Annotated in this window: 17 protein-coding genes and 1 pseudogene; 11 read left to right on the top strand and 7 right to left on the bottom strand. The window is 69.2% G+C overall.

Annotated elements, in window-relative coordinates; genetic code table 11:
• The first annotated feature begins 651 nt into the window (after positions 1-651).
• From CTZ28_RS17430 to CTZ28_RS17420, 3 genes are all read left to right on the top strand, one after another.
• The gene (locus CTZ28_RS17430) at positions 652-2,703 is read left to right on the top strand and encodes a spermine/spermidine synthase domain-containing protein (protein WP_121890346.1); all 2,052 of its coding nucleotides are present in this window, start codon (positions 652-654) and stop codon (positions 2,701-2,703) included.
• Between the two features lie 179 nt (positions 2,704-2,882).
• Positions 2,883-3,848 (top strand): helix-turn-helix domain-containing protein, encoded by a 966-nt coding sequence (locus CTZ28_RS17425; protein WP_220795355.1) that lies wholly within the window; start codon positions 2,883-2,885, stop codon positions 3,846-3,848.
• 4 nt (positions 3,849-3,852) lie between these two features.
• Entirely contained in the window at positions 3,853-4,287 is a 435-nt protein-coding gene (locus CTZ28_RS17420; RefSeq protein ID WP_121890319.1) for an SgcJ/EcaC family oxidoreductase, read from the top strand.
• Between the two features lie 182 nt (positions 4,288-4,469).
• Here CTZ28_RS17420 and CTZ28_RS48320 read toward each other — a convergent pair whose 3' ends face one another.
• The 4 genes from CTZ28_RS48320 to CTZ28_RS48310 all read right to left on the bottom strand — a co-directional run bounded on the left by CTZ28_RS48320 (position 4,470) and on the right by CTZ28_RS48310 (position 5,947).
• Complete coding sequence (locus CTZ28_RS48320; RefSeq protein ID WP_259471671.1) at positions 4,470-4,601, bottom strand: hypothetical protein; 132 nt, start codon at positions 4,599-4,601, stop codon at positions 4,470-4,472.
• 76 nt (positions 4,602-4,677) lie between these two features.
• Complete coding sequence (locus CTZ28_RS17410) at positions 4,678-5,250, bottom strand: aldehyde dehydrogenase family protein (protein WP_121890317.1); 573 nt, start codon at positions 5,248-5,250, stop codon at positions 4,678-4,680.
• A gap of 12 nt (positions 5,251-5,262) precedes the next feature.
• Complete coding sequence (locus tag CTZ28_RS48315) at positions 5,263-5,676, bottom strand: hypothetical protein (RefSeq protein WP_121890316.1); 414 nt, start codon at positions 5,674-5,676, stop codon at positions 5,263-5,265.
• Complete coding sequence (locus CTZ28_RS48310) at positions 5,666-5,947, bottom strand: hypothetical protein (RefSeq protein ID WP_259471676.1); 282 nt, start codon at positions 5,945-5,947, stop codon at positions 5,666-5,668. The genes CTZ28_RS48315 and CTZ28_RS48310 overlap by 11 nt, the downstream gene beginning before the upstream one ends.
• Here CTZ28_RS48310 and CTZ28_RS48305 point away from each other — a divergent pair.
• The gene (locus CTZ28_RS48305; RefSeq protein WP_259471675.1) at positions 5,849-6,160 is read left to right on the top strand and encodes an MmyB family transcriptional regulator; all 312 of its coding nucleotides are present in this window, start codon (positions 5,849-5,851) and stop codon (positions 6,158-6,160) included. The two genes, CTZ28_RS48310 and CTZ28_RS48305, sit on opposite strands and share 99 nt — an antisense overlap.
• A 178-nt stretch (positions 6,161-6,338) precedes the next feature.
• Here the strand turns inward: CTZ28_RS48305 and CTZ28_RS17395 are convergent, their stop codons facing one another.
• A complete protein-coding gene (locus CTZ28_RS17395; RefSeq protein WP_121890315.1) occupies positions 6,339-7,274 on the bottom strand; it encodes an NADP-dependent oxidoreductase in 936 nt (311 codons plus the stop codon).
• A gap of 49 nt (positions 7,275-7,323) precedes the next feature.
• On the opposite strand from CTZ28_RS17395, the gene CTZ28_RS17390 reads away from it, so the two are divergent.
• A complete protein-coding gene (locus CTZ28_RS17390) occupies positions 7,324-7,938 on the top strand; it encodes a TetR/AcrR family transcriptional regulator (RefSeq protein WP_121890314.1) in 615 nt (204 codons plus the stop codon).
• 343 nt (positions 7,939-8,281) lie between these two features.
• On the opposite strand, the gene CTZ28_RS17385 is transcribed toward CTZ28_RS17390, so the two are convergent.
• A complete protein-coding gene (locus tag CTZ28_RS17385; protein WP_147481164.1) occupies positions 8,282-11,569 on the bottom strand; it encodes an SGNH/GDSL hydrolase family protein in 3,288 nt (1,095 codons plus the stop codon).
• A gap of 472 nt (positions 11,570-12,041) precedes the next feature.
• Between CTZ28_RS17385 and CTZ28_RS17380 the strand changes: the two genes are divergently transcribed.
• The 3 genes from CTZ28_RS17380 (at position 12,042) to CTZ28_RS17370 (ending at position 14,952) form a co-directional block, all read left to right on the top strand.
• Entirely contained in the window at positions 12,042-12,947 is a 906-nt protein-coding gene (locus CTZ28_RS17380; RefSeq protein ID WP_121890312.1) for an endonuclease/exonuclease/phosphatase family protein, read from the top strand.
• Positions 12,948-13,089: 142 nt separating this feature from the next.
• A complete protein-coding gene (locus CTZ28_RS17375) occupies positions 13,090-14,034 on the top strand; it encodes a 4-hydroxybenzoate octaprenyltransferase (protein ID WP_121890311.1) in 945 nt (314 codons plus the stop codon).
• A 24-nt stretch (positions 14,035-14,058) separates the two neighbouring features.
• On the top strand, positions 14,059-14,952 hold the full coding sequence (locus tag CTZ28_RS17370) for an oxygenase MpaB family protein (protein ID WP_259471670.1): 894 nt from the start codon (positions 14,059-14,061) through the stop codon (positions 14,950-14,952).
• Between the two features lie 44 nt (positions 14,953-14,996).
• On the opposite strand, the gene CTZ28_RS17365 is transcribed toward CTZ28_RS17370, so the two are convergent.
• Positions 14,997-15,596, bottom strand: a complete 600-nt coding sequence (locus tag CTZ28_RS17365; RefSeq protein WP_259471669.1) for an LURP-one-related family protein — start codon at positions 15,594-15,596, stop codon at positions 14,997-14,999.
• A 229-nt stretch (positions 15,597-15,825) separates the two neighbouring features.
• Between CTZ28_RS17365 and CTZ28_RS17360 the strand changes: the two genes are divergently transcribed.
• The 3 genes and pseudogenes from CTZ28_RS17360 to CTZ28_RS17350 all read left to right on the top strand — a co-directional run bounded on the left by CTZ28_RS17360 (position 15,826) and on the right by CTZ28_RS17350 (position 18,658).
• Positions 15,826-17,664 carry a sensor histidine kinase gene (locus CTZ28_RS17360; protein ID WP_121890343.1) on the top strand — a complete coding sequence of 613 codons (1,839 nt, stop codon included), beginning with the start codon at positions 15,826-15,828 and terminating at the stop codon, positions 17,662-17,664.
• 128 nt (positions 17,665-17,792) lie between these two features.
• A pseudogene (locus tag CTZ28_RS17355) lies at positions 17,793-18,454 on the top strand (response regulator).
• A 60-nt stretch (positions 18,455-18,514) separates the two neighbouring features.
• A complete protein-coding gene (locus tag CTZ28_RS17350) occupies positions 18,515-18,658 on the top strand; it encodes an ethanolamine ammonia-lyase light chain EutC (RefSeq protein WP_259471668.1) in 144 nt (47 codons plus the stop codon).
• Positions 18,659-18,733: the final 75 nt, after the last annotated feature.

Raw genomic sequence — 18,733 nt, 5'->3', positions numbered from 1 at the left:
ACCCCGGCTCGGAGCTCAGATCGTCACGGATCGTCTTCAGCGCGAGCAGCCGACCCGACCCCGTACGGGACAGGAACACCTGCCCCATACCGCCCGCACCGAGCCGGCCGAGCAACGGATAGCCGCCTATGGACACCGGGTCCGAAGGCTGAAGGTTCTGCATGACGATTCTTCCCCGGAAGTCTGCCTCAGGCTCGAACCACACACAGGACCTCGGCCCGCGTGCTGGTGAGCAGGGTGGTACGCGCTCGCAAGTATGCCCGACAGACTCGCCCCACGTCATTCCCACCAACTCATCGGCGCCGAATGGAAGTTGTACCTGGCCGGGGAATTCCCAGCGTCCGCTGCTGCCGAACGCGGCGCAGGATGTGCTGGGCCTGGTCGGGGTCGGCCCCGCCGTGGGCGTAGGCCGTGGTCCACTGCGGCGGCCCGAAGGAGTAGCAGCAGACGTCCCTCCCAAGGGACCGTCCGGGGCACCTCTCGGACACGGGTATGGACGGCGGCGAGATCCTCGCCGACGAGATGGCCTTGCCCGGCCGCGGTCAAGTGCACCTCCGGTCGGCGGAAGCGCTCTGGTCCGCGCGGGTGGTCGGCTTCCGAACCAGACTCTCCTCAAAGGCCACGGCGCATCGAAGACGGCACCGTGACCACATGACGCTGTCCGAAGTCGCGCATGATGCCCGGTCGGTCCGATGGTGGCTGCTGCTGGCCAGCGCCACGATGCTCTTCGTCGAGCTGGCGCTGATCAGATGGACGGGCGCCAACGTCGTCCACCTCAGCTACTTCTCGAACTTCATCCTGCTGGGGTCGTTTCTCGGCATCGGCCTCGGATTCCTGATCCCCGCCACGCGTGGGCAGTGGATCAAACGCTGGGCACCGGTTCCGCTCGCGCTTCTCGTCATCCTGGTACGCGCGTATCCGGTGCAGGTGCGTCAGAGCAGCGAGCAGATCATCTACTTCACCTCTGTGAAGACCACCGGCCTTCCCGAGTGGGCAACACTGCCGGTCATCTTCCTGCTCACCACGGTGATCATGGCTGCGATCGGCAAGATCACCGCCGATCTCTTCCGCCGACTTCCTCCACTCGACGCCTACCGCTTCGACCTGCTCGGCAGCATCACCGGCTCGGTGTCCTTCGCCCTGCTGTCCTGGCTCGGCGCCCCGTCGGTCGTGTGGGGCGTCATCGCTGCCACGGCCTTGCTGATCCTCGGTCGCCGACGCAACACCTTGCGGTACGCCGTCCCCCTCACGGCGATGGTCGCCGCGCTGCTCCTGGAGACGACCACAGCCGGCATCTCCTGGTCGCCGTACTACAAGATCCAGGTCACACCCGACGCATCCGTCCCGAAGTACCGCATCTCCGCGAACGGCGTCCCCCACCAGACCATCATGCCGCTGTCGGCGCTGATGCAGCAGAACTCGCCCTATCGGCAGGCCTACGACCGGACGCCGGCCAACCCCCACAAGCGCGTGCTGGTCATCGGGGCCGGCAACGGCAACGACGTCGCCGTCGCGCTGGCGCACGGAGCACAGCGCGTGGACGCGGTCGAGATCGATCCCCGACTGCAGCAGATCGGCGCACAGCTGCACCCCGCAAAGCCGTACGACGACCCCAGAGTGCACGTCCACATCAACGACGGACGGGCCTACCTGGAGCGGACGGACACCAAGTACGACCTCATCGTCCTGGCGCTGCCCGACTCGCTCACGCTGGTGTCCGGGGCAAGCAATCTGCGCCTGGAGAGCTACCTGTTCACCCAGCAGTCGTTCGAGGCCGCGCGCGAACACCTGGCACCGCACGGTGCCTTCGCCATGTACAACTACTACCGGACGAACTGGCTGATCGACCGCTTCGCCGGCTCCCTCGACGACGTCTACGGCCATGCACCCTGTATGACGACGTTCGCCAGAAACGCGGCCGTGCTGGTGGCCGGAATGACGACCACCGACCAGTCGTGCAAGCAGGTCTGGCAGCCCAGCGGCGCTGTCCCGGCGGCCGCGACCGACGACCACCCTTTCCCGTATCTGCTCCACCGGAACATCCCCACGCTCTACCTGGGCGTGCTGAGCGGGATCCTGCTGGTCACACTGCTGTCGACGCGCCTGACCGGGGTACGGATCCGCAGCACGGTCCGCTACACCGACATGTTCCTCATGGGCGCCGCCTTCATGCTGCTCGAAACGAAGAACGTGATCGGCTTCGCGCTCTACTTCGGTACGACCTGGCTGGTCAACGCCCTGGTCTTCATCGGTGTCCTGCTGGCCGTGCTCGGCGCGGTCGAGGTCCGACGCAGACTGCGGCAGGTCAACCAGCCGCTGCTGCAACTGCTGCTCTTCGGCGCCCTCGCGGTCGCCTGGCTCGTCCCGGCACACGCCGTACTCTCGCTGCCCTTCGCCGGACGGCTCGCCGCCGCCATCGCTCTGGCCTTTGCCCCCATCTTCTTCGCCAACCTCATCTTCTCGGACCGCCTCGCGCTCGCACCCGATCCCACATCCGCATTCGGCGCCAATCTGCTGGGCGCCCTGACCGGCGGTGTACTCGAGTACCTCGCCCTGGTAACGGGCTATCAAGCACTCCTGTTGCTGATCGCCCTGCTCTATCTGGGGGCGTGCGTCGCCATGCGGGTCACCGGAAACAGACCGGACAAACAGTCGACGCCAACGCCTGTGCAAGACGGGACGGTGACCTTCGACCGGCAGTAGAGATCGGGCCCCCTCTCGGGTCAGGCCACGCGCATCCGGGCCGGATCACCGAGAGCCTCTGCCACACCCATGCTGAGCCGTGTGAAGGGTGAAGGCGGCCTGCGTTATGCCCCTTACGGTAGGCGTATTGCAGCAGGCGCTCGAACCAGGCGATCAGTGACCGGCCTAACGTGGGGTCCGTGTTTACTGACATCGAAGCCTTCGGCGAGACGCTCGCGGCCAGCGGGTTGCCGCCCGTGCTCAGCAGGCGGCACGACGGCGGGGAATTCCGGGCCGACGTCGTGGCACGCGACCTCGGGCCTCTCAAGCTGATCCAACTGGTCACGCCCGAAGGCGAGTGCTTCCGGGACGCTCGTAGCACCCGCGCCGCCGACGAGGAGCTGTGGCAGATCGACCTGGTGACGCGGGGACGGGCGCGCGTCGAACAGGGCCGCGGCACCGCCGACCTCTCGTCGGCCGACCTGGTCCTCATCGATCCGTCGCGGCCGGTCCGGTTCGCCAGCACCGCCTCCACACATGTGACGATGCTGGTGCCCCGGCAGGAGCTGCGGCTCCGCCCCGGCGACGCCGCCCGCCTGGTCGGCGTAGGCATCAAAGGCGACCGCGGCCCGGCGGCCTTGGTGTCCTCGCTGGCGCAAGGCATGGCCCGGTCGCTGACCGGGTTCCGCACCAACGAGGCGGACCGGTCGGCGGCTGCCGTCATCGAGCTGGTCGCGGTGGCGCTCGAAGCCCAACTGGGCGACGCGCGACCGGCCCCCGACGAGGCGTTACGCGACCGCATTCTCGGCTATATCGAGGCACGGCTGTCCGACCGGGATCTCACCCCGGCCGGGATCGCCGCGGCACACCACATCTCCGTACGCCGACTGCACAAGCTTTTCCAGGACCAGCCGCTGACGGTGGCGGCCCTGATCCGCCATCGCCGCCTGGAGCGGTGCCGCGCCGATCTGGCGCGAAGCGACCGGACGGTCGCGGCCGTTGCCGCGCGCTGGGGATTCGCCGATCCGGCGCATTTCAGCAGGCTCTTCAAGGCGACGTACGGCTACAACGCGGCAGCGCTGACATCCAACAACCGTGCGCGGACAGTCATGGTGCCGACTGCCCGGCCTGGTCAGGATGGTGACGCGCAAATCGCAGAAAGGTGATCGCATGGAACAGTCAGTCGAGACGATGAGCACCATTCCGGCTCGGATGCACGAGGCATGGAACCGCGGGGACGCCGCCGGTTTCTTCGCCGACTTCGCCGAGGCCGCCGTGTTCGCGGAGCTTGAGGGAACCATCTACCGGAGCCGCACGGAGATGATCGCGGCGCACGAGGAACTCCTCGGCACGGTCATGAAGGGTTCCCGGCTGGTGCGGGGCGAGGTGGCGTTCGCCCGGATCGTCAGCCCGGGCGTCGGCGTGATCCACAACCGCGTCGGCATCCTCCTGCCGGGCGAGGAGGAGCCGCCGCTGACGCGTTTCTCCATGCAGCTCTTCGTCACGGTGTGGCAGGGCGACCGATGGGTCGTCACGACTCTGCAGAACGCACGCCTGCTCTCCCTGGAGACCATGGCTGCCCTGGAGTCCCTGGCCGCCGGATAACGGAATCTGGTTTGCGCGGGATGTGACCGTAAATATTTGAGGTGTTGGGGTCAGGTTGGTCCCAACACCTCCAACGGGCGTCAAGGACCGGCTCAAACTGTCGAGAATCGCCTCGCTGCCCGGCCGTGATCAGCACCGACAAGGGTCCGGGAGCGCCGAGGCCGTCAGCTCCAGCCGAGCGATCATCGGCATTCCAACACCGCCTCGACCGCGGCGAGTTCGGACAGGATCCGGTCCGCTTTCGCCTGAAGCCCCGCCACCCGCACCCGGGCAGCAGCCTCCCGATCCTCCAGCAAATCCAGCACCGACGACACCGGTACCATCCCTGAGCAGCGGCACCCCAATGATCGCATCCGGTAGGACAACGGCTTCTCGGGCGAAGTGGCGCACCTACCGGACACCCCACTGCACTTCCAGCCCGTCTGCCATCGCCAGGGGCTTGCCGGTCCCCAGAGCCAGCAGCGGCGCGACCGCGTCGGCGATGCGGTGCAGTGCCGTGGCCCGGTCTGTCCACGGTGTGGCACGCCATGTCCTGAGGGCGGTCTCTGCGGCGCTGACCGCTCGGTGTACCTGATCGTCGTCTGCTGTCGGTGCAGTTGCGATCACTTCGCCTGTCGCGGGATCGATGACATCGCAGGTGCCGGCTCCGGGCACCAGTTGAGCGACGCCTGCCACGCCTAGCACGAGTACCGCCGCGATTTCCAGGCTCGCGGCCAGTGACGCGGTCGCGCTCCAGGCCGCTGTGACGATCGCGATCCCCAGGGCATTGGCGATCTGAGTGGCGGTGAGCACACCCGACGCGGCGCCCTCGTCCCCCGGGCGCACACGGGCGATCACCGAACCGACGATCGCCGGGTGGACGAACTCCATTCCGGTGCCGAAGACGGCCAGCAAGAGCGCGATGACGATCGGGCCGACGTCGAGGCCACGCGCCGTCGCCGCAGCCATCAGACCTACGAACATCACCAACGACCCTCAGAGCATTGCCTTCGGCCCGCTCGGCGCACCGGGGCGACGGGCGGCGAGGGTGGCGGCCATGTAGGCGAGGCCGAGCGGCAGGTACCCAGCGCCGGCGCCGAGTGCCCCGATCCCCAGGCCCTGCTGCAGGAACAGCGTGAGACCGAGCATGGTGGTGGTATTGCCCGCGTAGAAGGCGAAGGTCGCGAGGAGGCCGAGCCGCACCGAGTGCTGTCGCAGAAGTTGTCCGGTCAGCAGCGGGGCATGGGCGCGACGCTCGATCGACGGCAGCAACGCACCGATCACCGCCCCGACGGCGAGCAGTACCCAGGCGAGCGGTGGCCAGCCATGCTCGGGCCCCAGACCCAGGCCGAGCGGCAGGGGGACGAGCGCTGCCGCAAGCACGACACCGCCGAGGACATCAATCGTCAAGGGCAAGCAACCCGCCACCGATCACCTGGCCCAGGGAGGCCCGCGGCGCTCCGAGCGCGGTCGTGTAGGCAAGAACGGCCCGGCGGCGGTGCTCTCCCACGTGAACGGCTTGGATGGTGGCAAGCACCTGGGACAGCATCGCCGCGGCACCGAGCTCCAGGAAGCGGGGCGAATTCCCCATGACCCAGCGCTCACCGAACTGGTCGGCGAGCTCTCGACCCGAAGCCAGACGTTCCGGCAGCGCTGGGCGGCGCACGATGTGCGCTTTCATCGTTCCGGTGTCAAGCGGCTGTACTACCCGATCGTCGGCGACCTCGACCTCGAGACCTTCGAGCTGTCCTCCGACCCCGGACTCGCCATGGTCGTCCACACCGCAGCGCCCGGCACGCCCGCCGCCGATACGCTGATGCTGCTGGCTAGCTGGGCGGCCTCACGCGCGCCTGAGGAACCCGAGGCATCCGCCGGCGCCGAGCCGCCACGCTGATCAAGCCGGGAGAGCATCCGACCGCTCCTCGAAGCGCACGGCACCGTCGGCTTGATCAGCGGCTTCTCCGCCTCCCGGCGTGAGCCATCACAGTTCCGCCACGTTCCATGCCTCCCGGAGCCGGAGCGATCGTCGTCGCCCTGCGGCGGTGGCGACCGCGCTGGAGGCGGACGGAGGGTCAGTGCAGCAGCACGATCTTGCCGCGGGCGTGGCCGCCTTCGCTCAGCACGTGGGCGGCCGCGACGTCGGCGAGTGGGAAGGCCCCCGCGACGGGGATGCGCAACCGGCCCTGTTCGGCCAGTTCGACCGCGATCGCCAGGCCGTACGTCGCAGGCGGGTCGGGAGGGCCCAAGGCAGTGCCCGGCGATGTGTGGGACAGGTGCACGCCGTGGGTGGCAGCGGTGATGTCCGCGACCGTCACCACGCGGGCCGGGTCGCCGACGACAGCGATCAGGTCGGGCAACACACCTCCTGCGCAGTCGAACACCGCGTGCACACCCGACGGCGCGAGTGCGTGGACCCGCTCGACCAGCCCCGGCCCGTACGTCGTCGGTTCTGCGCCGAGGGAGCGCAGGAAGTCGTGGTTGTGTCCGCTCGCGGTGCCTATCACGGTTGCGCCGCGCGCGACCGTGAGCTGGACGGCGACGCTGCCGGTCCCGCCCGCCGCGCCATGGACCAGCACGGTGTGCCCAGCGGCCACCGCGAGCCGGTCCAGGACGCGGAAGGACGTCTCGACGGCGCCCGTCGCGCCTGCGGCCTCCTCCCACGTCCACGCGGTCGGTTTCGGAGCCCACGTGGCGAGGGTCACGTGGTCGGCGTTGGAGCCGTAGCCTGTGATCGCGGCCGCGCCGAACACCTCGTCCCCCACCTGGGTACCGGTCACGCCCTCGCCCACCTCGTCCACCACGCCTGCGGCTTCGTAGCCGGTCCGGACGGGGAAGACCGTCGGCAACGCCTCTCGCATCGCTCCGGACCGTCGGCGCACCTCTCCCGGTGACACACATGAGGTGCGTACAGCGATGCGGATCTCCCCCGGGCCCGCGTGCGGTTTCGGTTCCTCGACGATGCGGAGGACGCTGGGAGGGCCGTACTTGACGTACTGAACTGTTCTCATGGCTCCGAACGTAAGTGGGCCGAACCGACCACCTGGTTAAAGTGAGAGTGTGACGACCGAAGTGAGTCAGTTGCGTTCGGACGCGGGCGACAACCGCGACCGCATCCTGGCGGCAGCCCGACTGGCCTTCACCGCCGAAGGGTTCTCCGTGCCGGTACGTGAGATCGCACGGCGCGCTCAGGTCGGCGCTGCCACTGTCTACCGGCGCTTCCCGACCAAGCAGGCGTTGTTCACCGCCGCCTTCGCCGAGGAGATGTCCCTGTGCTCGACGGTCGTCGAGGAAGGCCTCGCGGCAAGGGACCCGTGGCAGGGGCTGTCCCTGGTGATCGAGAAGCTCGTGACTGCGTACGGTGGCGACTCACGGGTGCGAGCCATTGTCGCGCAGCTCTCCCGCAGCGCCGAGTTCACCGCCGCTCACGACCGGACGGTGCGCGGACTGCTCGAGCTGATCCGACGAGCCAAGGCAAGCGGCGAGCTGCGGGCGGACGTGGCCCTGGAGGACTTCGTCCTCGCCATGCAGGCGAGTCATGGCATCCGCGCGGGCTCTCCTGCGGCACAGGCCGTGGCGACGCGTCGGCTCGCGGCGCTGATCATCGAGTCGTTCCGGGCGGATCCCGACGCAGTCCCCCTGCCTCCTGCCGCCCGGATGCCGATGCGCGCATGAAGCAGCAGGGTCTGCCAAACCCAGCGAGACTGCGCCGCCCGCCGCGGTCTGGAAGAACACCTTGCCGGTGGTCAGGACTACCCGGCCGCCCCACGCTGCGGACGTGGGAGGAGTGCGGCGGCGCGGCGTTGGCGGATCCGGCTGTCAAAGCCGAGGCAGCGAGGGTCAGGAATCGGATTCGCCCGGTCGTTGGTCTCGGAGAGGACCTTGGCTGACATGACGTCATGGATGTAGGTGCCGGCTCAACGTGGGCCGGGTCATGTTCGGCTGTGCGGGACCGGCGAGCGGCCCGGTGCGATGAGTGTCGCACCGGGCCGCTGTAGTTGGCGTCGGTCGGGGAGGTCTAGTGGGCGATGCGGTTGACCCAGAGACGCATCTGACCGCTTGTCGGCTCGAGCGTCACGTAGTCGTCGTCACCGTCCTTGTCGACGTCCATGAACCGGACCTTGCTGCCGTCGCCCGTGCCAGCCGCGACGAGGCCCAGGCTCTTCCAGCCGTTACCGCCATTGGTGTCGCCGCCGTCGTTCCGCCAGGCCAGCATCGCTCCCTGCGTACCGAGGATGATGTAGTCGTCGTCACCGTCCCCGTCGATGTCCATGAACCGGACCTGGGAACCGTCACCGGCGCCGGCCGCGACCCGTCCGAGGCTCGTCCACCCGTGCCCACCGGAGATGTCGCCGCCGTCGTTGCGCCAGACATCCAGCTCGCCGGCCGAGCCGAGGACCCCGTAGTCGTCCTTCCCGTCCTTGTCGAAGTCCAGGAAGGTGACCTTGGAACCGTCGCCCGTACCGGCCGCGACCCGTCCGAGGCTCGTCCACCCGTGCCCGCCGGGGATGTCGCCGCCGTCGTTGCGCCAGACATCCATCTGACCGGCGGAGCCGAGGACCACGTAGTCGTCGTCACCGTCCCCGTCGAAGTCCATGAACCGGACCTTGGAACCGTCACCGGTGCCGGCCGCGACCCGTCCGAGGTTCGTCCAGCCGTTGCCTCCGTTGCTGTCTCCGCCATCGTTGCGCCAGATGTCCAACTGGCCGGCGGACCCGAGGATCGCGTAGTCCTCGTCCCCGTCGCCGTCGAAGTCCATCAGCCGGACCGACGCGGCGGCAGCCGCACCCTGAGCGTGGACGCCGGTGCCGAACCATCGGGATATGTCGTTCAACGTGTACTTGCTCGTGTCGATGAGCGCCAGCCCGGTGCCGCCCAGTCCTTGGTTCTGACCCGTTCCTCCGCTCTCCACCCCGGGCCCGGTATCGATGACGCGGTTGGCCCACAGCCGCATCCGACCGTTCGCATCGAGGGTCACGTAGTCGTCGTCACCGTCGAGGTCGGCGTCCATGAACCGGACCTGGGAACCGTCTCCCGTCCCGGCCGCGATGAGGCCGAGGCTCGCCCAGCCACCGCCCCCGGCACGGTCACCGCCGTTGTTGCGCCAGGCGAGCAGAGCGCCCTGGGTCCCGAGGACGATGTAGTCGTCGTCACCGTCGCCGTCGAGATCCATGAACCTGATGGCCCCCCGAGGGCCGGCGCCCTTCGCGTCACGGCCCATGTCTCTCCACCCGTTCCCGCCGGCGACGTCACCGCCGTCGTTGCGCCACAGGTCCATCTCTCCGTTCGGGCCGAGGATGACGTAGTCGTCGTCGCCGTCGCCGTCAGCGTCCATGAACCGAATGTTGTCGCGTGTGGAGAGGCCGCCCTTTGCGACCTTTCCAAGGTTGGTCCACCCGTGCCCGCCGGCGACGTCGCCGCCGTCGTTGCGCCACACGTTCAGTTCACCGGCGGGGCCGAGGATCCCGTAGTCGTCATCGCCGTCCCCGTCGAAGTCGAGGAAGCGGACGTTCGCCGGATCCGTGAGGTTGCCCAGCGCGACCTTGCCCAGGTTGACCCAGCCCTTCCCTCCGTTGGTGTCGCCGCCGTCGTTGCGCCAGACATTCAGCTCACCGGCGGGGCCGAGGATCCCGTAGTCGTCATCGCCGTCCCCGTCGAAGTCCATCAGCCGAATGTCGGCCGCCGGGGCGAGGCCGCCCAGCGCGTGAACCCCCGTGCCGAGCCACCTGGCGACATCGTTGAGCGTGTAGTCCCCGGTGTTGATCGTGGCGAGCCCGCCCGAGACCGGGCCTGCGGTACCGCCCGAGCCCGAGCCCGGCGCGACCGTGCCTCCGGTCTCCTCGGCACTGCCGGTCACCGTGACGCCGGGCAGCAGCCCTCGCTTGATGCCGTCCGCGACGCCGTTGGAGAAGACCGCTGCCATCTGCTGATACGCCGCATCGTTGGGGTGCACGAAGTCCGGCCACCCCTGCGTCGACACCCCAGCCATCTCCACCAGGACGATGCGGTCGCCGCGCGCCACCCGCGCTCCGACTTGCTCCCGGACCTGTGCGTTGTAGGAGTCCATCCGAGCCTGAACCGCCGCATCGGTGCACGGAGTCAGCGTCGCGACGACCACGAACCCGTCCGGGTTCGCCGCCAGCACGCCGTCGATCAGGCGCTGCAGCCGGTTGATCGCGTTGCCCGGGTCGACGTTGTGGATCATGTCGTTGGTGCCCGCCATGAGCGTGACCACGTCCGGACGCATCGTCGGAACGTCTCTGCCCGCAGGCCCGGCGATCTGGTCGATGGTCCATCCCGGGTACCCGTTGTTCTCCCGGTCGGCCATGCTGCCGCTCGTCTGCGAGCCGACGAAGTCCACAGTGACCGAGCGCCGGTTGAGTGAGGTGGCCAGGTGGTCGCGATAGCCGTTCCCGTCCGGATCACCTATGCCGTAGGTGATCGAGTCTCCGAGGGGCATCACCCGCACCGGGGTACGCAGCCCGCCCCAGTCCCTCATCGCCTCGTTGAGCAGGTTCTCCAGTTCCTCAAGCTCTTGGCCGAGATGATCCGCCCCGTCGGCGGCACCCCTTCCGAGCCAGGAGTCGACCCAGGGCACCCTGGACCTGATCCAGGTACCGACGTCCTTGAAGGCCCTGGCGACATGGGTCTTCGCCCACGGGGAGAAGTACTTCTCCCACAGGGCGCCGATGGACATGCCGATCAGCCCACCGATGATGATGTCCCTGATCGACTCACGAGAGCCCAGGTCTCCGGCGAACCCGTGGTTCACGATCGCCGTCACGATGCCGGTGACGGCGCCCTGGAGGGGGGTGCAGACCAGCGGAATGGTGGCGGCGCCCACCCCGGTGGACGTCAAGCCCGCGATGCAGAGCACCCTGAGCCCGTACCCCGCGGCGTAGCCGATCAGCGAGGCGGCGACCCCCGTCCAGAAGCCGGCGGTGGTGATCTCCCCCTTCGGGACGGTGATGGCCAGGCCGGCGCCGTCGGAGGTCACGTCCACCGTGCCCTGGAAGTTCGGCCACTCCGAGGTATTGACGGTGGTGTTCACATTGCTGTCCGCGAGCGCCTGCTTGAGCGCGTTGCCCAGTCCGCGGTGCTCCCTGATGTCTGCCTGCATCTCGGGAACGATGTCCCGCAGGCCGGCAGGATCCACGCCGAGGTCCGAGGCGTTGAGGGTGAGGACCAAGTCCTCGCTGAGCCCTCGGTCGTCTGCCGCTGCCGCCGGGGATATCAGGCCGACGAACACAGCCACCACGAGGGACAGGACCAGGGCCACACGGCCGGTCGATCTTCGCCTGTTCACACGCACCTCCGAATCGGGGAGGCGATCATCTCCAGCCCGGGCGAGTGCGGCGTGAACGTTTCATTAACCCTGGGAAATCAGGGGAGTTGGGCGATCTGACGCCCCGGTAGCACGTCTCTCCTCCAGCACGAGGCCGACGGGTCCGTTGACCTCCCGAAGGGGCATCTGGTTGCGGCCCCGCGTGTTCGCGCGCGACACGATCGACTGGTGGCTCCGCCGGGAAGGCCGGCCGGGGACGATGAAGGGGGCTGCTCAGTCAGTCGGGCTGTTCAGCACGTAATCCCAGTGGCGGCCCGCTCCTCTGATAGGAATCCTTGAGCTTTGCTCTGTCTGGAGTTCCGCGGAGCTTGCTATCCGATCGAGTGAAGCGCGGCATCATGAAGAGGCCGTCCAAAGCTCTTACATACGCCACCCCTCACACTTTTCGGCAAGCAGCCAGAAACACGAAGCCGCAGATGTAAGGAGTTTTCCCATGTCGAAATCGCGCACTGTAACCCGACGCGCCGCTCTGACGGGCGCGTTATCCGCAGCGCTCATCGCGTCCTTCGCCAGTACAACCCTGGTCGCGCCGGCCGCATCGGGAGCCGAAAACCAATCCCCCGAACTGCAGATCATGACGTACAACCTCGAAGGCCACGCCACCGCCGGGCCAAGCTGGGCGAAGCGCAGGCCGGTGGAGCGTGCACTGCTGCAGCAGGCACAGCCCCACGTCGTGGGCACCCAGGAAGGCGACTACAAGCAGGTGCAGCAGGTCGCCAGCGACCTCGGAAAGAACTACGCGTGGATCGGAACCGGCGCCAACGGCGGCCGCAAAGGCGTCATCAATGCGATCTTCTACGACGTCCGTCGCCTGAAGCCCGTCGCAAGCAACACGTTCTGGCTCTCCAGCACACCCCACAAGGTCGGCTCGAACACGTGGGGTGCCGCACACATTCGCACGGCCACCTGGATCCGTTTCAAGGACAAGCAGGACGGGGGCCGCGAGTTCATCGTGCTCAACACACACTTGGACAACAAGAGCCAGAACGCACGCCTGAAGAGTGCCACCCTCCTCGGCCAGAAGATCCTCAACAATCCCCCCTCCATGCCGATTCTGGTCACCGGCGACTTCAACTGCGCCGCCCACAAGAACGAGGTCTACACCCGGCTGCTCAAGCGCGGCAAGGTCGTCGACACGTGGGACACCGCCGCCACACGCAACAATGAATACGGCACCTTCACAGGCCATAGGAAGCCCACTCCGAACGGCGACCGCATCGACTGGATCCTCTCCACCTCCGGGGTCACGACCGATCGCACGGAGACCAACATCTTCTCAAAGGACGGACTGTTCCCCAGCGATCACCTGCCCGTGCAGGCATGGGTCCAGCTGCGCTGAGCCGCGACTCGTCCTTTCAAGCTTCCCAGGACTCGGTTCCCTCGTTTCCAGGGATCTCCCGGAAAGACCGGTAACACGCCCTGGCCTGGGCTAGGTTGGACCGATCGGCAAACAATCCCCCTGGAAAGGGACATGAATCGGTATGACCGTCGCCTCGCAGGCCCCGGCCCAAGTCCCGACTCACGTCTCGGCCCAAGGCCGTGCCGCCCGGTTGGTGGGGCGGGCCCCCGCCGGGGTGCGGCCGTATCTGGAATTGCTGCGGCTGGACCGGCCGGTGGGGGCGTGGCTGCTGGTGGTGCCCGGATGGATCGCCCTGGGAGCGATCGCCGGGCCCCGCGAGGGGGGCCTGCTCGGGCTGCTGCTCCTGGTGTACGGGGTGCTGTCGAGAGGGGCGGCCTGCGGGCTCAACGATGTGCTGGACGCGCGGTTCGACGCGCAGGTGCCGCGTACGGCGGGGCGGCCCGTCGCCTCCGGGCGGCTGGCGGCCGGGCGGGCACTGGTCCTGTGTGTCGTGGTGGGGGCCGTCGCTCCGCTGGTGATGGGGTTCTGGAGTGTGGAGGCCGTGGTGTGGGCGGCGGCCGGGGCGCCCCTCGCGGCGGTGTATCCGTATATGAAGCGGATCACCCACTGGCCGCATGTGTGGCTGGGGATCACCATCAACTGGACGGTGCCGCTGGTGTACGGCCTGCTCACCGGAGGGCTCGGGCTCGGGGGCGGGGTGCTGTACGGGGCGCTGATCTGCTGGGCCGTGGGGACGGACGTGATCTACGCCTGCCAGGACCGGGAGGCCGATGTACGGGCCGGGGTGCGGTCGGCCGCCGTGCTGCTGGGGCGCCGTAGCCGGGTGCTGGTGGGCGGCGTGTACGCGGGGTGTGTGGTGCTGCTCGCCTGGTTCGGGGTCGTGGCCGGGCTCGGGCCGCTGTACTGGCCCGGACTGTGCGTGGTCGCGGGTCAGTTGGGATGGCAGGTATGGCGGGCCGACCCTGCGGACGTCGCAGCCTGCGGGCGGGCGTTCGGCACCAACCCCCTGTGCGGGCTGCTCATCCTCGTGGCCGTGCTCGCCGGGCGGATCGGTACCCTCGGCTGAGGGACACGGCCCCTGGAGGTGCTGGTGGGACTGCGGGAACGGATCGCGGCGGAACTCACGGCGACCATGCACGGCGGGGATCTCAAGCTGGAGCGGTACGCGGGGCCGCCCGGTGATCCCGGGCTGTTCGGGATCGCGCCGGGGGACCCGGTGTGGCGGGTGCACGGGCATGCCACCGGGATGCTCACGGGCGGGTTCGCCGCGCTCATGCTCCAGTCGCTGCATCCGCTGGCCATGGCGGGGGTCGACCAGCACTCCGACTTCCGCGCCGATCCGGTCGGGCGGCTGAACGGAACCGTACGGTTCATCACCACGACCACCTTCGGCTCCTCGGCCGCCGCCCGCGAGGTGATCGACCTCGTCCGGCGGATCCACACCCGGGTGCACGGCACCGCCCCCGACGGCCGGCCGTACCGCGCGGACGACCCCGACCTGCTCACCTGGGTGCACACCGCCGAGGTACGCAGCTTCCTCGCCGGCCACCAGACCTACGCGCCCCGGCCGCTCCGGCTGACCCCCGCCGAGTGCGACGCCTACTACCGCCAAGCCGCCCCCGTGGCCGAGGCGTTGGGCGCACGGAACGTACCGCACACGTCTCTCGAAGCCGAGCGCTACCTGGCCCGTCTCCGCCCCCAACTCCACGCCACTCCGGCCGCGTTGGACTCGGTACGGTTCCTCCGACGGTTCGGACGCACACGACGGGAGCGGCTGGTCGTGGGCCTGCTCACGAACGCCTCGGCCGGACTCCTCCCCGACTGGGCCCGCACCGAACTCGGCATCCACCGCCCGGCCCCCGTCCGCACCGGCTGGGACCGGCCCCTGGCGACGGCCGTAGGACGCACCCTCGAGTGGGGGCTCGGGCCATCCCGGATCCAGGCCGCCGCACGGGAGCGGCTGGCGGGGGCGCGGCAGGGATGACGCCGAGATCTTCGAGGCGTCCGGCGGCAGCACGCTCAGGTGACTCAGCGCGACTCCAGTGCGTCCAGGGCCACGGCCTGCGCGATGGCGAGACGGCGGTCGAGGTCAGGGGCCGCGATGTCGAGCACGTACCGGTCGCGCAGTCCGAACTTCTTGTCGAATGCCATCAACCGTTTGTCGCCCACGGTGAAATCGAAGTGGTACGGCCACAGGAACGGCACGAAGTCGGTGAACGGCAGCAGGTCCCAGACCCGGCGCACCACGGCCACCACCCAACTGCGCTCGCGCCCGGTGAGTTCCGTCGTGCCCGGCTGGTCCACGCTCCACGTGGAGCGCAGCAAGGAGGCGACGGGCTTTTCCCGGAACGACCCGATGGTGTTGCCCAGCGCGTCCCGTACGTCGTAGACGGCGCCGAGATCGACGATCCGGCGGGCCTCGAAGGTGCACAGGACGTGGTCCATGGACTCGTCGGTGTAGATGGTCACCTGCTCCTTGAGCGTCATCCGCTTCTGCTCGGCGAAGGCGACGACCTCGCCGTCGGAGCCGTCGGGACGGGCCGCGGTCACCACGTACCGGTTCACCATGAGGGCCGTCTTCTGCCGTATGTTGAACCGCTCGTGCGCCTGCAGGTGTGCGTTGTCCACGTGGCGTCTCCCGCTTTCCGTCTCTGGCACTGCCCGGCTTGCTCGGTCCAGGTGTGCGCTGCTCGCCGCTGTTCGTGCTCTGCACCATCGTCGCCACGACGGGCGCCCGGATCAGTCCCCGGAAGTCGCGGCCGGCAACTACCGACGACGACAGCACGGGAGCCCCCAACCGCGCCTTTCCTGGCCGGGGTTGTTCACTTTCGTAGTCCGCCGGCACGACGCAGGGATGATGCGGGCGCTCCCGGGGGCTGTCTATCGTCGGCCCGTGAGAGTGGACGAAGCAAACACCGCGCGCGTCGCCCGGCCGCTCCGGCTTAGGCGCCGGCCTGCCGCCACCGCGATTCCCTGGAGTCGCAGTCGGATCGCCGGGGAGACCGTGCTCGCCGTTGTCCTTGCCGGGCTGGCGGGCCTGTTCGACGCCGTGGGGGCCGGGTTCGGCGTACGAACCGTCGCTGTCGTCGCGGGCGTTGCCCTGCTGTCGCTGCTCCGGCGCGCGCGTCCGGCGACCGTCCTGGTCGTCTCGGCGGCTGCGGCCGGGGCGTGGATCGCCGCGGTGCCACTACTCCTCTACGCGAGCTGGTCGGCCGGCAGCCGCATCATGCGGCCTCGGCGCGTGGTCGCCACCTATGCCGCCGCGCTCGTGCTGCATACCGCCGCGTCGGCCCGGAACGAGCTCACCGCGGATCCCGGCCTGTCGCTGTCCGCCGCGGGTGCGCTGGGCGCAGGTGTGTTCCTCGCGCTGGCGATCGTACCGGGGCTGGCCGCCCGCTACCGGGCGCAGCGCCACGCGCTGCTGGACGCGTTGCAGCGGAACAACGTCCAGCTCGTGCGCGAGCAGACAATGGTGGCGCAGCAGGCGCGCCTGCTGGAGCGCGGCCGCATAGCCCAGGACATGCACGACAGCCTCGGTCACCAACTCGCCCTGATCTCGGTGCACGCGGGCGCCTTGCAGGTCGATCCGGACCTGACCGACCGCCAGCGCGAAGGGGTCCGGATCCTGCGGGACGCCTCCGTGCACGCGATGGCGGAACTGCGCGAGGCCGTTGGCATCCTCCACGAGGACCGGGACGACAGGGACCGGACCGACCACCGCACCGGGCACGTCGGGAAGGCCGGGCAGCCGCCGGGCGCGGCAGCCGACACCGACGGCGGGCAGCCGCGCTCCCGGTCGGTCGCCTCCCTCGACGGCCTGGTCGAGTCGTCCCGAGCCGTGGGCGCGACCGTAGAACTGCACCGGTCCGGCGCCGTCCGGCCGCTGGCGCCCGCCGCCGATCACGCGGCGTACCGCATCGCCCAGGAGGGCCTGACCAACGCCCACAAGCACGCCCCGGGCGCCCCGATCACCCTTGCCCTGCGCTACGAACCGGACAGCCTGGTCGTCGAGGTCGCCAACGGGCCCGCGCCTGCCGGGCCACCAGAGGCCCCGGCAGCGGTCAGCGGCGGCCAGGGACTGAGAGGACTGCACGAGCGAGCCCAACTCGTCGGCGGCATGGTGCACGCCGGGCCCACCGCGGACGGCGGCTTCCGCATCGCGGGCATGCTGCCCTACGGCAACGGTGGCGGCGAGTCCCGGCCCCGCCCGGACGACGCGACCTCCGTATACCCGGACGACGACTTCGGAGGGCAGCCGGGGGCCGGCGCGGCGGATCACAGTAGAGCGGTCATCAACCGTGCTGATCCGCAAGGGGAGTTCGCCGCCACCATGAGCAGCAAGAAGAACGTGGCCATCGGCTGCGCCGTCACCGCCGTCGTCCTCGTCGTGGGCGTGATCGCCCTGGCCGTCTGGGGGGTGAACGCGCTGCTGGACGAAGTGGACAAGGCCACGATCCCACCGGGCGTCTACGAGCGAGCGAAGACCGGCGCTCCCGAGGCCGACGTGCAGGACGAACTGCCCGCCGAGGACTCGGTGCTGACCGAGGACTACAAGAACATGGGCCCGCGGAGCCCCGAAGGCGCGACCTGCCGTCACTTCGGGTCCGACGACCCCGATGACACCACGACCATCTTCCGCTTCTGCTTCCGCGACGGAAAGCTGGTCGCGAAGCAGACCTTCCAGGACAAGAGCTGACCCGCAGGACCGGGACATGACCCGGCCCGCGCTTCCTCACACCATCCGCGCGACGGAACCGGCTTCATCAGGGCATGATGGCCAGGCCATACTGTCCGCTCTCCGACCGATACCGCGCAGGAGGCCGTGTGATCCGGGTCCTCGTCGCCGACGACGAGCCGCTCATCCGGGCCGGCATCAGAATGATCCTCACCTCGGCCGACGACATCGACGTGGTGCCGAGGCGGGTGACGGCCGCGAGGCCGTGGAGACCGCCCGGGGCACCGCCGTCGACGTGGCCCTGCTGGACATCCAGATGCCGGTGATGGACGGGCTGACGGCCCTGGCCGAACTGCGCCGGGCCGCGCCGGACGTACGAGGGCTGATCCTCACCACGTTCGGTGAGCGCGACAACGTGCTGCGCGCGCTCGGCCACGGCGGCGCGGGCTTCCTCCTCAAGGACTCCGCACCCGACGAGTTGATCCACGCGGTGCGGGCGGCGGCGGCCGGCAACGCCTACCTCTCACCGGCCGCCACCCGGCACGTGGTGGACGCCCTCGCCTCCCCCGGGGCCACCGCCCGTGCGGAGGAGGCCAGGCACCGCCTCGACGGGCTCACCGCACGGGAACGCGATGTGCTCGCCCTGCTCGGAGAAGGTCTGTCCAACGCGGACGCGGGCCGACGGCTGCACATGAGCGAGGCCACTGTGAAGACGTACGTCAGCCGGATCCTCACCAAGCTCGGGTGTGACAACCGGGTCCAGGCGGCCCTGCTCGCCCGCGACGCCGGGCTGCACCCGGACGGGGTGTGACCGGGCCTGCCACGCATCCGGCAGGCCGTTCCCCATGCTGGCCACCTCGGAGGCCTGCCGGTGTCGGGCGCGGACGTCGGCGCGCGGCTGAACGTGACGACCATGGTGGTCGTGATCGGCGAACGCCCCGGTCTGTCCGTCCCCGAGAGCCTCGGCGTATGCGTGACCCATCTACCGCGGCAGGAACGCACCGACGCCGAGTGACTCTCAAGGACACCTCACGGGAGCCCCGCCGTACCGACGGAAGGCGACTCCGGCTGCGCCCTCCGCGGTGTCCGA

This window comes from Streptomyces shenzhenensis (assembly GCF_003688995.1).
GTDB classification, from domain to species: Bacteria; Actinomycetota; Actinomycetes; order Streptomycetales; family Streptomycetaceae; genus Streptomyces; species Streptomyces shenzhenensis_A.
Note: the sequence above shows the minus strand (reverse complement) of the source record. Positions and strands in the feature narration are given on the sequence as shown.

Coding starts and splice junctions, on each gene's coding strand:
- CTZ28_RS17430 (WP_121890346.1), top strand. CDS start 652: ATGACGCTGTCCGAAGTCGCGCATGATGCCCGGTCGGTCCGATGGTGG.
- CTZ28_RS17420 (WP_121890319.1), top strand. CDS start 3,853: ATGGAACAGTCAGTCGAGACGATGAGCACCATTCCGGCTCGGATGCAC.
- CTZ28_RS17410 (WP_121890317.1), bottom strand. CDS start 5,250: ATGTTCGTAGGTCTGATGGCTGCGGCGACGGCGCGTGGCCTCGACGTC.
- CTZ28_RS48310 (WP_259471676.1), bottom strand. CDS start 5,947: ATGAAAGCGCACATCGTGCGCCGCCCAGCGCTGCCGGAACGTCTGGCT.
- CTZ28_RS17395 (WP_121890315.1), bottom strand. CDS start 7,274: ATGAGAACAGTTCAGTACGTCAAGTACGGCCCTCCCAGCGTCCTCCGC.
- CTZ28_RS17380 (WP_121890312.1), top strand. CDS start 12,042: ATGTCGAAATCGCGCACTGTAACCCGACGCGCCGCTCTGACGGGCGCG.
- CTZ28_RS17375 (WP_121890311.1), top strand. CDS start 13,090: ATGACCGTCGCCTCGCAGGCCCCGGCCCAAGTCCCGACTCACGTCTCG.
- CTZ28_RS17360 (WP_121890343.1), top strand. CDS start 15,826: ATGCGGGCGCTCCCGGGGGCTGTCTATCGTCGGCCCGTGAGAGTGGAC.